The 12,810-nt window shown below is 65.5% G+C and carries 14 protein-coding genes; 7 read left to right on the forward strand and 7 right to left on the reverse strand.

Annotation, left to right across the window (positions count from 1 at the left end; genetic code table 11):
* Window positions 1-197 precede the first annotated feature (197 nt).
* Entirely contained in the window at window positions 198-1,181 is a 984-nt protein-coding gene (locus AC3WUF_RS08630) for an NAD-dependent epimerase/dehydratase family protein (RefSeq protein ID WP_492424502.1), read from the reverse strand.
* Window positions 1,182-1,319: 138 nt separating this feature from the next.
* Here AC3WUF_RS08630 and AC3WUF_RS08635 point away from each other — a divergent pair, with 138 nt between their 5' ends.
* From AC3WUF_RS08635 to AC3WUF_RS08645, 3 genes are all read left to right on the forward strand, one after another.
* Window positions 1,320-2,225 carry an oxidoreductase gene (locus AC3WUF_RS08635; RefSeq protein ID WP_492424504.1) on the forward strand — a complete coding sequence of 302 codons (906 nt, stop codon included), beginning with the start codon at window positions 1,320-1,322 and terminating at the stop codon, window positions 2,223-2,225.
* 173 nt (window positions 2,226-2,398) lie between these two features.
* A complete protein-coding gene (locus AC3WUF_RS08640) occupies window positions 2,399-2,983 on the forward strand; it encodes a BON domain-containing protein (protein WP_492424506.1) in 585 nt (194 codons plus the stop codon).
* Window positions 2,984-3,138: 155 nt separating this feature from the next.
* Window positions 3,139-3,537, forward strand: coding sequence for an NINE protein (locus tag AC3WUF_RS08645; protein WP_492424508.1), 399 nt, complete (start codon window positions 3,139-3,141; stop codon window positions 3,535-3,537).
* Between the two features lie 6 nt (window positions 3,538-3,543).
* Here the strand turns inward: AC3WUF_RS08645 and dinB are convergent, their stop codons facing one another.
* Window positions 3,544-4,617 (reverse strand): DNA polymerase IV, encoded by a 1,074-nt coding sequence (dinB, locus tag AC3WUF_RS08650; RefSeq protein WP_492424510.1) that lies wholly within the window; start codon window positions 4,615-4,617, stop codon window positions 3,544-3,546.
* A 97-nt stretch (window positions 4,618-4,714) separates the two neighbouring features.
* On the opposite strand from dinB, the gene AC3WUF_RS08655 reads away from it, so the two are divergent.
* Together AC3WUF_RS08655 and AC3WUF_RS08660 are read left to right on the forward strand one after the other, a co-directional pair.
* Window positions 4,715-5,653: an oxidoreductase gene (locus tag AC3WUF_RS08655; protein ID WP_492424512.1), complete on the forward strand. Its 939-nt coding sequence runs from the start codon at window positions 4,715-4,717 to the stop codon at window positions 5,651-5,653.
* Between the two features lie 27 nt (window positions 5,654-5,680).
* Window positions 5,681-5,932 carry a hypothetical protein gene (locus AC3WUF_RS08660; protein WP_492424514.1) on the forward strand — a complete coding sequence of 84 codons (252 nt, stop codon included), beginning with the start codon at window positions 5,681-5,683 and terminating at the stop codon, window positions 5,930-5,932.
* Here AC3WUF_RS08660 and AC3WUF_RS08665 read toward each other — a convergent pair.
* Window positions 5,929-7,203 carry a C69 family dipeptidase gene (locus tag AC3WUF_RS08665; RefSeq protein ID WP_492424516.1) on the reverse strand — a complete coding sequence of 425 codons (1,275 nt, stop codon included), beginning with the start codon at window positions 7,201-7,203 and terminating at the stop codon, window positions 5,929-5,931. The genes AC3WUF_RS08660 and AC3WUF_RS08665 overlap by 4 nt on opposite strands.
* Before the next feature lie 67 nt (window positions 7,204-7,270).
* On the opposite strand from AC3WUF_RS08665, the gene AC3WUF_RS08670 reads away from it, so the two are divergent.
* Window positions 7,271-7,639 carry a cupin domain-containing protein gene (locus tag AC3WUF_RS08670; protein WP_492424518.1) on the forward strand — a complete coding sequence of 123 codons (369 nt, stop codon included), beginning with the start codon at window positions 7,271-7,273 and terminating at the stop codon, window positions 7,637-7,639.
* Here AC3WUF_RS08670 and AC3WUF_RS08675 read toward each other — a convergent pair.
* The 4 genes from AC3WUF_RS08675 to AC3WUF_RS08690 all read right to left on the reverse strand — a co-directional run bounded on the left by AC3WUF_RS08675 (window position 7,636) and on the right by AC3WUF_RS08690 (window position 11,699).
* The gene (locus tag AC3WUF_RS08675; RefSeq protein ID WP_492424520.1) at window positions 7,636-7,743 is read right to left on the reverse strand and encodes a DUF2474 family protein; all 108 of its coding nucleotides are present in this window, start codon (window positions 7,741-7,743) and stop codon (window positions 7,636-7,638) included. The genes AC3WUF_RS08670 and AC3WUF_RS08675 overlap by 4 nt on opposite strands.
* Window positions 7,740-8,741 carry a cytochrome d ubiquinol oxidase subunit II gene (gene cydB / locus AC3WUF_RS08680; RefSeq protein WP_492424522.1) on the reverse strand — a complete coding sequence of 334 codons (1,002 nt, stop codon included), beginning with the start codon at window positions 8,739-8,741 and terminating at the stop codon, window positions 7,740-7,742. The genes AC3WUF_RS08675 and cydB overlap by 4 nt, the downstream gene beginning before the upstream one ends.
* Window position 8,742: 1 nt before the next feature.
* Entirely contained in the window at window positions 8,743-10,101 is a 1,359-nt protein-coding gene (locus tag AC3WUF_RS08685; RefSeq protein WP_492424524.1) for a cytochrome ubiquinol oxidase subunit I, read from the reverse strand.
* Window positions 10,102-10,298: 197 nt separating this feature from the next.
* Complete coding sequence (locus AC3WUF_RS08690) at window positions 10,299-11,699, reverse strand: DUF5131 family protein (protein ID WP_492424526.1); 1,401 nt, start codon at window positions 11,697-11,699, stop codon at window positions 10,299-10,301.
* Between the two features lie 245 nt (window positions 11,700-11,944).
* Between AC3WUF_RS08690 and AC3WUF_RS08695 the strand changes: the two genes are divergently transcribed.
* A complete protein-coding gene (locus AC3WUF_RS08695; protein WP_492424528.1) occupies window positions 11,945-12,694 on the forward strand; it encodes an ion transporter in 750 nt (249 codons plus the stop codon).
* Window positions 12,695-12,810 lie beyond the last annotated feature (116 nt).

A 12,810-nucleotide genomic window follows, 5' to 3' on the forward strand; every position in this document is an offset into this window, starting at 1 on the left:
GACGTTGGGTTATTCCCAATGAGGAGCGAGCAACGCGGCATGGCCACAAAGCCGGGGGCACCCCGAAGGGGCGGGATCGTTTTGCCGCATCGCCGCGTCTGTCGTCACTCATGTACGTTAAGTACACCTCGTTCCTCCATCCTTGCGCTGCGGCAAAACGGTCTCCGCCGCGGCGATCCGAATGGTGTTAACAGGCCCTAAAGCATTCCGTTTTCGCGAAACCAGTCCAGTGCCCGCTGCGCCGTCGCTTCAAGGTCCAGCCGCGGCGCATAGCCGATCGCCGCGGACGACTCGCCGCTCAGGTGCTGGCCGGCGGACATCACCGCAATCGCCGACTCGCTGATCGCGGGCACCGGCCCCTTCAGATACAGGTAACGCCATTTCTGCAGCGTCGCCACGGTCTTGGCGATAGTCAGTGAAATCGGCTTCGGTGCCGGCTGGCCGGACAGACGCGCAATCAGCGTGGTCAACTGCTCCATGTCGCTGTTGACGCCGGTGATCAGATAACGCCGACCGGCGACGCCCTGCTCGGCGACCTTGACGATGCCGCGCCCGGCGTCACTGGCCGCCACGATGTTGCGTCGACCGGGAACATAGTTGCGGAAGCGTCCACTGGCGATGCCGACGATGATCTGCCCGGTCGTCGGGCCATAGTCGTATTCGCCGAAGGTCATCGACGGAATCGCAATGCAGACCGGCAGGCCCTTGGCGGCATGCTGCAAGGCCAGTTCATCCAGCGCCCACTTCACCTGCAGATAGGGATTGCGATTCGCCGGCGCGCCCGCGTAGCGCTCGTCGCCGCGCGCCGGCTGACCGTCGGTGCGCTTGGGCAGCGCAATCGACCCGCCGACGTAGACGACGCGGCCCACGCCCGCATCCGCCGCGGCGCGGTACAGATGGTTGGCCAGCGAGGTCGCGGTATCGACTTCAGCGCGCCAGGGTCGCGGCACCGTCGGGTAGTACGCCGCCGCGTTGATCAGCACGTCGACACCGCGCAACGCGGCCGGCAAGGACGCGGGCTCGCTCAGATCGGCACGGATGCATTCGACCTGCAAACCGCTCAGCCGCTGCCTGCCCGCCTCGGAGCGGTAGTACGCGACGGCGCTGTGACCGGCCGCGAGCACCGATTCCAGCGCGTGGCGCCCCAGCATACCGGTCGCCCCCATCACGGCGATCTTCATCCGCTTGTCGCTCCGTCGATCGTGCAGGCGCCAAGACTGCCATATCGCGGCCGCAGACAGGAGTGATGCAATCGGAGGAGTCGGGTTCCGCTATCAAGCCGCAGACTGCGGGTACTGAGATCAATCCGGAGCAAGCTCGTGACCGCAAAATGGACCGTCGCCGACATGCCGAACCTGCGCGGCCAGACCGCGTTGATCACCGGCGCCAATCGCGGCCTGGGCCTGGAGATCGCGCTCGGCCTCAGCGGCGCCGGCGCGGATGTACTGATTGCCTGCCGCGATGCCGGCAAGGCACAAGCCACCGTAGCGCGGCTTCAGGCGCATGCACCCGGCAGCCGCATCAGCGCGCTGAGCGTCGACATGGCAAAGCCGGAGTCGATCCGGCAGTTCGCTGAAGAGGTGAAGCGCCAGCACGCCAAGCTCGACGTGCTGGTGCACAACGCCGCCGCCATCATGGCGCCTTTGACGCATACCGCAGAAGGCTACGAGCTGCACTTCGCGACCAATCATCTGGGGCCGTTCATGCTGACGGGGCTGCTGCTGGAACCGCTGCGCGCGGCGCCGGCTGCTCGCGTGGTTTCGACCGCGAGTCTTGCGCATCGCCTGACCAGCGGTCTAAATCTCGCCGATCCGCATTTCCGCCAGCGCCCGTACAAGGACATGGACGCCTACGGCGCGAGCAAGCTTGCAACCCTGCAGTTTTGTTTCGAACTCGATCGTCGCCTGCGACGCGACAACAGCACGATCCGCTCCGTCGCCGCGCATCCCGGCTACACCGCGACGAATCTCGATCTCGGCAACTTCTTCCTGCGTCTGAGCACGCGCCTGTTCGGCCAGAAGCCGGCGCTCGGCGCCTTGCCCGCGCTGTATGCGGCATCGAGTGCGGACGTTGCTGGCGGCGATTACATCGGCCCTGGTGGGTTCAAGGAACTCGGCGGATATCCGCAGCGTGTCGACAGCCGGACCGAAGCCAAGGATGTGAACGCGGCCGCTGCGCTATGGACGCTGTCGGAGCAGCTGACGGGCGTGCGTTACCTTTCCTAGCCAATCATCCGTTTGCGAAATGCGTGCGTTACATCGGCCCATTTCGCTGAAGAACAACTGAACTGCACAGTTCAGTTTCAATTCACTGCTCCTCGCCGAAGCTGCACGCCGTCGATTGCGGACTCACTCATTTCCCGCCTTCGACAGCAAGCTCAAACCAAGGAGTACTGAAGATGAAAGCTATCCGAAACCAGACGGCAATCGCCCTGCTCGCCGCTGCGATGTGCGTCCCGGCAATTGCTGCCGACCGCACGATCGGCGAGAAGTTTGACGATGCCTGGATCGATGGCAGCATCGAAACTGCCGTGCTGTTCAACTCGCACCTCAACGAGTACAGCATCCGGTCCGAAGTCGAGAACGGCAAGGTCACGCTGAGCGGCAACGTCGCGTCCGACATCGATCGCAGCCTGGCCGGCGAAATCGCCAAGGGTGTCGACGGCGTCAAGAGCGTGGACAACAAGATCACTGTCGGCGGCGAGAAGGACGGCCTCGACAAGGTCTCCGACAAGGCCTCCGAGCGCGGCCAGAAGCTGCGCCAGTGGGCCAACGATGCAACGACGACGGCCGAGATCAAGACCCGCCTGCTCGCCAACAGCAACACGCATGGCCTGCAGATCAATGTCGATACCAAGGCCGATGTCGTCACCTTGACCGGCAAGGTGGCATCGACCGAGGAAGCGGCGCTCGCCGAGCAGATCGCGAGCAACGTGGACTCGGTTGACGAAGTGAACAACCGCTTGGTTGTTGCATCTCGCTAAGGGAGCCCTTTTGCGGCTGCGCCAAACTCTTAGTCGGGATCATGACCCTGCCCGGAGCCGTTCGCTCCGGGCATTTTTTTGCGCGCACCGCCTGCAAATTCACGCAGCGACGCGCTAGCATTCGGACTTCGTGCTCAAGCCTTGAGGATGCAGCGATGACGCAGACCAACAACACGCACAATCTGGCGATCGGCTATGTGCTGTGGATCTTCGGTTTCATGGGTGCCCACCGCTTCTACTACGGCCGCCAGATCACCGGCGTGATCTGGTTCTTCACGCTCGGGCTGTTCTTCATCGGCTGGATCATCGATCTGTTCCTGATCCCCGGCATGGATCGCGACGCCGATCGCAAATACAGCGAAGGCCGCATCGACTACACCGCCGGCTGGCTGCTGCTGACGTTTCTCGGCGTCTTCGGCGTGCACCGCTTCTACATGGGCAAGTGGATCACCGGCCTGATCTATCTGCTCACCGTCGGCCTGCTGGGCCTGGGCATCCTCTACGACTTCCTGACGCTCAATGAGCAGATCAACGAGAAGAACCGCGCGGCCTGAGTACGCTCAGCCGAACAGATCCGGCTGCTTCTCCGCTTCCTCGGCAACATCGAAGTTGCTGAGGCCGACGCCGATCAGCCGATAGCGCTGATCGGCGGGCGCGCCGACCCGCCCGAGCAGACTCTGGGCGATTTCGATGAACCCCTCCTGCGTCACCGGCGGCAGCGGCGGCGTCAGGCTGCGCGTCAGCGTGCGGAAATCGCTGGTCTTGAGCTTGAGCACCACCGTACGTCCCGCGCGGCCAACCTTGCGCGAAGCCTGCCAGGCCTTTTCCGCCATGCGCTGCACATGCGGCGGCAACTCGGTGAGCAGCACGTCGCGCTCGAAGGTGTCTTCGGCGGAGACCGATTGCGTCGGCCGGTCCGGATCGACCGTGCCGTTGTCGATGCCGCGCGCCAGCGCATGCAGGCGCGCACCGTAGCGGCCAAAGCGCAGCTCCAGTTCCATCTGCTCGTGCTGGCGCAGATCGCCGACGCTGCGGATGCCCAGCTCCGCCAGCTTGCCCTCCATGACCTTGCCGACGCCGGGAATGCGCCCGACCGGCAGCGGCTCGAGGAAAGCCTCGACTTCGTGCGGGCGGATGACGAACTGACCGTCCGGCTTGCGCCAGTCCGAGGCGATCTTGGCGAGAAACTTGTTCGGCGCGATGCCGGCCGACGCGGTCAGGTTCAGCTCGCCGCGGATCGCGTCGCGGATCGTCGTCGCCACCGCGGTCGCGGTGGACATGCCGAGCTTGTTCTCGGTGACGTCGAGATAGGCCTCGTCGAGCGACAGCGGCTCGACCAGATCGGTGTGGCGGCGGAAGATCTCGCGCACCTGACGCGACACCGTGCGATAGCGCGTGAAATCCGGCGGTACGAAGATCGCGTCCGGACACAGTCTCTCGGCGCGCACCGCCGGCATGGCCGAGCGCACACCGAACTTGCGCGCCTCGTAGGACGCCGCGCAGACCACCGATCGCGCGCCGCGCCAGGCGACCACCACCGGCTTACCGCGCAAGGACGCATCGTCGCGCTGCTCCACCGATGCGTAGAACGCATCCATGTCGACGTGAATGATCTTGCGCTGCGGCTCGGCCATGCCGGCAATTCTGCAACTTTGCCCGCTCCGGCGCTGCTGACGCGGCAGCGCGAAAGCCGCTAGGCTTGCGGCCATCCCACCTTCAGGAACGCCCGCCATGAGCACGCAATGGACCACCGCCGACATCCCGCCGCAGAACGGCCGTATCGCGGTCGTCACCGGCGCCAATAGCGGCCTGGGTCTGCAGACCGCGACCGCGCTGGCCGCGGCGGGAGCGCAGGTCATCATGGCCTGCCGCAATCCGGACAAGGCCGCTGCGGCATTGGCGCAGGTCCGGCAGCAGGCGCCGGGCGCCAAGGTCGAGCTGATGACGCTGGATCTGGCCGATCTTGCCTCGATCCGCGCGTTTGCCGACGCTTATGCGAAGCGATTCGACCGCCTCGATCTGCTGGTCAACAACGCCGGCGTCATGGCCCTGCCGTTCTCGCGCACCAAGGACGGTTTCGAGATGCAGATCGGCACCAATCATTTCGGCCACTTCGCGCTGACCGGGCTGCTGTTCGACAAGCTGCTGGCCGGCCAGCAGCCGCGCATCGTCAATCTCGCCAGCATGGCGCACAACTGGACGCCCGGTCTGAATTTCGACGATCTCAACTACGAGAGCCGGCGCTACAACAAGTGGATCGCGTACGGCAACAGCAAGCTGTCGAACCTGTATTTCACGTTCGAACTGAACCGCCGCGCGCAGGCGGCCGGCAAACAGATCACGATCGCCGCCGCGCATCCGGGCTATTCCGACACCAACCTGCAGTACGCGGGTCCGGCGCTGGAGAAGTCCGCCTTCGGCACCTGGCTGATGAAGGTCGGCAATGGCATTTTCGCGCAGCCGGCGGCGCTGGGCGCGCTGCCGTCGCTGTACGCGGCCACGGCAGAGGACGTCAATGGCGGCGACTACATCGGCCCCGACGGCTTCCAGCAGATCCGCGGCTATCCGCGCAAGGTCGGCTGCCGCAAGCTGGCCCGCGACCGCGGCATTGCCGAGCGCCTGTGGCAGGTGTCCGAGGAACTTACCGGCGTCAAATACGCACTGTCCTGAATCCGCCCGATCATGAACCGGAACCCGATGACTTCTTCACGCCCCTGGCTCGCGCTCGGTCTGCTGGCGCTGCTCTCCGCCTGCGCCGGCACGCCTGAGGTTGCGCCCCTCGCCTGCACCGATCAATGCCAGAGCCATACCGACGGCTACGAATGGGCGCAGCGCAGCAACCTGACCGACACCTCTGCCTGCACCGGCTATCCGGCCGCCTTCATCGAAGGCTGCCGCGACGGCGTCGAGGACTTCCGGATGCTGCAGCCGTCTTCGAAGGGAATCTAGCGAAACTCCGTGGTGGCGACGCGCTGCGGATCGATGCCGTCGCGCGTCGCGATCCGCGCCCAGAAGCGCGCCAGCCGCGGCGCTTCCAGCGTCTTCAGCGATTCCCACAAGACCTTATGCCAGGCCGCCGCCAGGCGATCGGCGCGCTGCAGCGCCTGACCATCGCCGCCGGTCTCGTCGAGCAGATTGAAAATCTGCGCCTCCACCTGATCGCGCGTCGCCCGCAGGCGCTCGCGCAACGCCGGATCGGCAAGCGCCCAGCGGTGCAGCCACTCGTGGCGTCGCCATAGCGGCGCCTGCACCCGCTGCGCCTCGGCGGTCAGCACAGACCAGCCATGATCGAATCCCGCCGGACGGAAGATCGACAGACAGGGCGCGGACGTGCCGGTGAACGCCACCGTTGCGCCCTCCGCCGTCAGCCGCGCAATCATCGAGCCGGTGGTCTGATGACGGCGGATGAACCCGGCGGCGTGCATGCAGACATCGGCATTGCTGCCGTGCGCAGGATCGGCGCCGGGCTTATGGTGTTGTCGCAGACGCGCCGCGGCGCTTGCCCATCCCGCGCGGCTGACATCGCAGGCCTGCAAGGCCAGCGCGCGACGCTGCCGCGAGCCGGCCAACCAGGGCATCAGCCGCCGATCATGGCGCCGCGCGAAGTCCGCCGCCTGCAGCGGCACATCCGTCGAACCCAGATCGACCGCGCCATCGAGCGTCAGCGCATTGGAGATCGCATAGGCCGTTTCGATGCGCCGCGCGGCCCAGCTGCGGCCGGCCGTTTCCAGCACCCAGGCTTCGCGGCTGTCGGCGATCAGGAAACTGTTGTCGTAGCAGAAGCGCTGATCGGCGTAGCCGGCCGGACCGCCCTGGCCGTAACGCTCCAGCAAGCCCGTCATCACATCCAGCGCCGCGCGGCTGCTGGCCCCACGTTCCAGGCCGAGCCGTACCAGATCCATGCCGAGCAGCCCGGGCTTCAGCGTCGCGCGTCGCGAGAAGATCGCCTCGTTGCCGATGACCACACCCGCATCGTTGATTCCCATCTCGGCGCCCCAGCACCAGGCGGGCTGCGACAGGATCGCCGCATGGCGATCCGCAAGCTGATCGATCTCGATATGCGAGACGCGCAGAGTGCGAGCAGCATCGCCACGCACGGCGGCATAGCGCACGACCGGCTGCGGCTCCGAGGGTTCGCGGTCGGAATTCTTGCTGAACCAGATCGCGCCGTCGGCCACAAGGACTTGGGTATCGCACATACTGGCAGTGTATGACGACAATCCATGCTCCGGCAGCGCTAACCCATCACAGCGTCACGGCCGCAGGCGACGAGGCCTGCGCCGGCTGATGGACATCGCGATCCGCCACGGCGCCGCGCTCCGCGAAACCTTTACCGAGGAGCGCTGCCACATCGTCGAGCTGTCGAACAGCGCGGACGATCCCGCAGTGTCTATCGCCCGCGCGCGCGTCGAACCGGGAATGACGACGCGCTGGCACCAGCTGCGCGGCATTGCCGAGCGCTACGTGATTCTCGAAGGCAGCGGGCGGGTCGAAGTGGGCGATTCCACGGCGCAGATCGTCGGCCCCGGCGATGTCGTGCTGATCCCGCCGGACTGCGCGCAGCGGATCACGAACACCGGCAGCGGCGATCTGGTCTTCCTCGCGATCTGCACGCCGCGCTTCGAGTGGTCTGCGTACAGCGCCTGGGGCGATTAGCTGCCGAACAGCAGTCGAAAGACCAGGCCGACCAGCGCGAACACGACGACCCCGGCCGCCCAGATTCCGGCGAACCAGGCCAGCCGCTGCCAACGCTCATTCAATGACTGTACCCGGCGCCGGCCGTGACCTTGCCGCGGAACACCCAATAGGCGTACGCGGTGTAGATCAGCACCATCGGCAACGCGCAGGCCAGCGCGATCAGCATGAAGCGCTGGCTGGTCGGCGGCGATGCGGCCTGCCAGATCGTCAGGTCCGGCAGCAGGATGTGCGGCCACAGGCTGATGCCGATGCCGACGTAGCCGAGCAGGAACAGTGCGATCGCATAGAAGAACGGCGGATAGTGCGAGCCGGCCCTCAGCTCGCGATACAGCGAAAACGCGACGACGGCGGTCGCCAGCGGCACCGGCGACAGGGACAGCCAGTGCATGTCGCCGAACCAGCGCTCGGCGATCATCGGGAACTTCAGCGGCGTGTAGATGCTGACGACGGCGAGTGCGATCAGCGAGATCAGCAGCGCCACGCGCGCCGCCTTGCGCGCCCAGTCGCGCAGCGGGCCTTCGGTCTTCATGTTGATCCAGGTGGCACCGAGCAGCGCGTAACCGCCGAGGATGCCAAAGCCGGTCACGACCGAGAACGGCGTCAGCCAGTCGAAGGCGCCGCCGGCAAACGCACCGTTCTCGACGCGCACGCCTTCGAGCAGGCCGCCGAGCAGCAGGCCCTGGCAGAACGCGGCCAGCGTCGAGCCGCCGCTGAACGCGATGCTCCAGAACACTTTGCTGGTCTGCGCCTTCATGCGGAACTCGAACGCGACGCCGCGAAACACCAGCGCGAACAGCATCAGCATCAGCGGGATGTAGAACGCCGGCAGCGCAATCGCATAGGCCTGCGGGAAGCCGCCGAACAGCACGGCGCCGCCGAGGATCAGCCAGGTTTCGTTGCCGTCCCAGACCGGCGCGATCGAGGTTGCGGCGAGATCGCGGCTCGCTTCGTCCGGCATCAGCGGAAACAGAATCCCGAGGCCCAGATCGAAGCCGTCGAGAATCACGTAGAGCAGCACGCCGAGGACGATGACGCCGGCCAGCACCATGGAAAGGTCCATGTCAGATCACCTCGCTCGGACGCGCGCCGCGCATCGCTTCAACGTGATGCGCAGGCAGCGGCGTCGGCCCGCGTTTCGCGAGCTTGGTACAGAACACGATGTAGGTTGCGAGCAGCACGCCGTAGACGAGTACGAACAGCGTCAGCGACGTTGCAACGGCACCGGCACTGACGGGGGAAACCGCCTCGGCGGTGCGGATCAGGCCGTGCACGACCCAGGGCTGACGGCCGATCTCGGCAACCAGCCAGCCGGCGATCGTCGCGATGAAGCCGAGCGGAAACGACAGCCGCAGCGCCTGCAGATACAGGCGCTGATCGTCGAGCCGGCCGCGTATCCACAGCAGCACGCCGGTGGCGCCCAGCAGCAGGAAGACGAACCCGAGTCCGACCATCACGCGGAATGCGAAGAACACCGGCGCAACCGGCGGCTGGTCCGCGCGCGGCACTTCGTTGAGACCCTTGATGACGGCGTTGGTATCGTGCTGCAGGATCAGGCTCGCGAGCTTGGGAATCTCGATCGCGTAGCGATTGGTCTGTGCCGCCTGGTCCGGCCAGGCAATGGCGACCAGCGGTGCGCCGGCGCGGGTTTCCCACAGCGCTTCCATGGCCGCGACCTTCATCGGCTGGTGCTTCTGCACGTTGAGGCCGTGCATGTCGCCGACGAGAATCTGCGCCGGCGCCGCGAGCGCCATGACGACGAGCGCGGCACGCAAGCCGGCGCGCGCGACATCGCGATGCTCGCCCTGCAGCAGCCACCAGGCCGACACCGACGCGACGACCAGCGACATCGTCAGCGTCGACGCCAGCAGCATGTGCGCGAGGCGGTACGGGAACGAGGGATTGAAGACGATCGCGAACCAGTCGGCCGGGATCAGGCGGCCGTCGACCCACTCCGCGCCCTGCGGTGTGTGCATGAAGCTGTTGGCCGACAGGATCCAGAACGCCGAGTTGGTCGTGCCCAGCGCGACCAACAGCGTCGCCAGGAAATGCAGGCGCGGGCCGACCTTCTCCCAGCCGAACAGCATGATGCCGAGAAAGCCCGCTTCGACGAAGAACGCGGTCAGCACCTCGACCGACAGCAGCGGGCCGAGCACCGGACCGGCCAGTTCGGAAAAGCGCGAGAAGTTGGTGCCGATCTCGTAGGACAGCACCAGGCCGGAGACCACGCCCATGCTGAAGGTCAGCGCGAAGATCTTGACCCAGAAATAGTACAGCTTGAGGTAGTGCGGCTGCTGGGTGCGCCGCCAGGCGGCCTCGAAAAACACCAGCATCCAGGCCAGGCCGATCGTCAGCGTCGGAAACAGGATGTGAAAGCCGATCGTGAAACCGAACTGTATCCGTGACAGCAGTAACGCATCCATGCGGCTTTCCGGTGGCGATGATCAGGTTCTCTTGGTGGAACTCTCCTCTCGCGGCGGCTATTGGAACACAGGAGCTGGGGGATTTCACTCAGCTGCTGCCGGGCCGGGCTTGAAAACGACTGCGGAACGGACAACGCCGGCTCGGGGCCGGCGTTGCGATGACAGCGGATTCGGTCGCCCGCGACGGGCAGCGAAAACTAGAAGATCGGCTTGTTCAGCGTGTCCTTGACCCAGCTGCCGAGCTTGCTGGAAGTCGTCGTCGCTGCACGGTTCGCGGTGTTGCTGAACTCATTCACCGCCGCCTTGGGAACGACCATCGTCGCAACCTGCGGCTGCTGCGACTGCGAAGGCTGTTGCGGCGCGCGCGAACCCGGCGAGCTCGTGGTCGGCCCCGACAGCGGCTCCGACGAGGTCGACAGGCGATGCAGCATGCGCGCGAGATCGGAGGTGTCGGTCAGCTTCATGCGCCGCGGCGCGGGCATCTGCTGGCACAACTGGCCATCGATCAGCTTCAGCTGTTCGGCATCGAGCTTGCGGGTCAGGTAAGTGTCCGGCACCGCGCCCTGGGTCTCGATGGCCAGATAGTTCGTGCTGGAACCGACGCCGCGGCCGCGCAGGCTGCCATCGTTCGAGATGATGACGAGGCTGTGATCGCCGTCGAGATCGGGTGCCGAAGCCGGACCGAAATCGCCCCAGCCCTTGAAGTAGAACGGGACGCTCTCGCGCTTGCAGTCGTACTGGATGCGACGCACCCAATGCGGATGCAGCGGCCTGGTCTCCGTGCCGCGGTAACCGCCGAGCACGACCCAGTCGAGCTTCTGCATCTTCATCAGCGGCTGCTCGATCGGCTCCCAGTGCATGCGGCCGTCGGCGTCCTGCCCCTGGTAGGCCTGGACGATGCCCTTGAGCGGCCACAGGATGTCACGCGTCGTCAGCGGCACCTGCTCCATGCGGACCGGGCCGACCAGCGGATCGAACACCACGAAGCGCATCGCCGCCGGCGTCTCCAGCAGCGGACGCACGCGCGTCATGTAGGTTTTCTGGTCTTCGCACAACACGCCGACACAGACGTTGCTCAACGGCCATTCGAAGCGCCGCACACCGCTGCCGTTCTGGGTCTGCGCCGCAGAACGTGCGGCACGCGCCGACAGAAACGTCTTCATGCGCTCGGCGCGCTGGGTGACGATGTAGAAGGTGTGCTGGGGATGCTGGGCGATGACGTCGAGGACGCGATCGATGAAGCCATCGAGAATGCGGTCGGAAAAAAGATCTCCGGCCGGCGCGACGAGGATGCGTTGCGCCGCCTGAGGCCAGCGCGCTGGCTCATGCGTTAGCGCGTACTCGTACGCGATAACATGACGCCACGTATCCTCATCAACGAATTGCCCCGTAGAACGGGCCCAACGCTCCAAGTAAGGCTTGGTGACGTAGTCCCTGCGCGCCGGCGACCCCCCCGAGTTACCGAACGCGACGTTCCACAGCAATTCTCCACCGGCCAGAGCAACCAGCCCGGACAGATCGTCAGTCGGATTCTTCGGGCCGTCATCGAGCACAACAAAGTTGTACCCGTCTGGCAGCCCACCGCCTGACAACGTCATAGCACCCCCGAAAACAAGCTTGAAAAAGTGAGCGTACGCATCAGTAACACCCGGCAGAGCATTGCACGACGATCTTCGTCTACCCACCCCCTTTTTAGGGGGGGTCTTGCTAGTAAATTTTACCCCACTAACCAACTGCACAACGAGCCGTTTAGCATGAAAAAACAACCGCCGAACGGGCACTTAGCATGACACTGGCAAAATTCGCTGAACGCCTGAGGCGAATCAGGCCGCTCGATTGGATCATGTTGCTGCTGGCGCTGGCCTCGATCGCCCTGCTGAGCTGGGAAACCTGGGGGCCGGTAACGCCTGAACAGCGTGAGCTGATATTACTCGGCGACTATGTCATCTGCAGCCTGTTTGCCGGCGAGTTCGTCTGGCGCTGGCGGGCGGCCGGCTGGACCCGCCAGTTCGTCTGGCGCAACTGGTACGAGGTGCTCGGCATGATCCCGGTCGCCCATCCGGCGATCCGCGGTTTCCGCCTGTTCCGGGTCATCCGCATCGTCATCCTGCTATCGCGCTTCGGGATCGCCGCCGACCGCGCGATTGGCGACGATTTCACCTACCTGCTGGTCAACCGCTTCCGCGACGCCATCGTGCGGTCGATCAGCGGCGCGGTGACCGTCGCGGTGCTCGACGAGGTCGAATCGGTATTGGCCAAGGGCACTTACACCGAAAACATCTCGCGGGCCCTGCAGGAAAACGAGCATGAGGTCCGCCAGATGATCCTCGAGAAGCTCAAGCAGGACCGCCAGGCCGGGCGCCTGTCGCGGCTGCCGTTCTACGACGAGATCGTCAGCGGTGTCGTCGACGCCGGCATCCGCGTGGTGGAAGAGGTGCTGCGCGATCCGCGCACCGACGAACTGGTCGCCGACATGCTGCGCGAGAACCTGCACCAGCTACGGGTGGCGATTGCCGAGCAGAACCAGCGCCGCGACAGCGGGGCTGAAGCGGCGGCCGACGGCAACGTCGCGCCGGCCAGCGCGCTGAGCTGAGCGCACCCGACAGGCGCGGGCGGTCTCGACTGGGTCACCGATGGAAGGTTTGACCCCAAGTGGATGGGCGGGCGAAGAAACTTCGCCCGCCATCCGGGGGTGCCGGGACTCAGGGG

The sequence above is a fragment of the Fontimonas sp. FW305-C-3 genome (assembly GCF_058783185.1).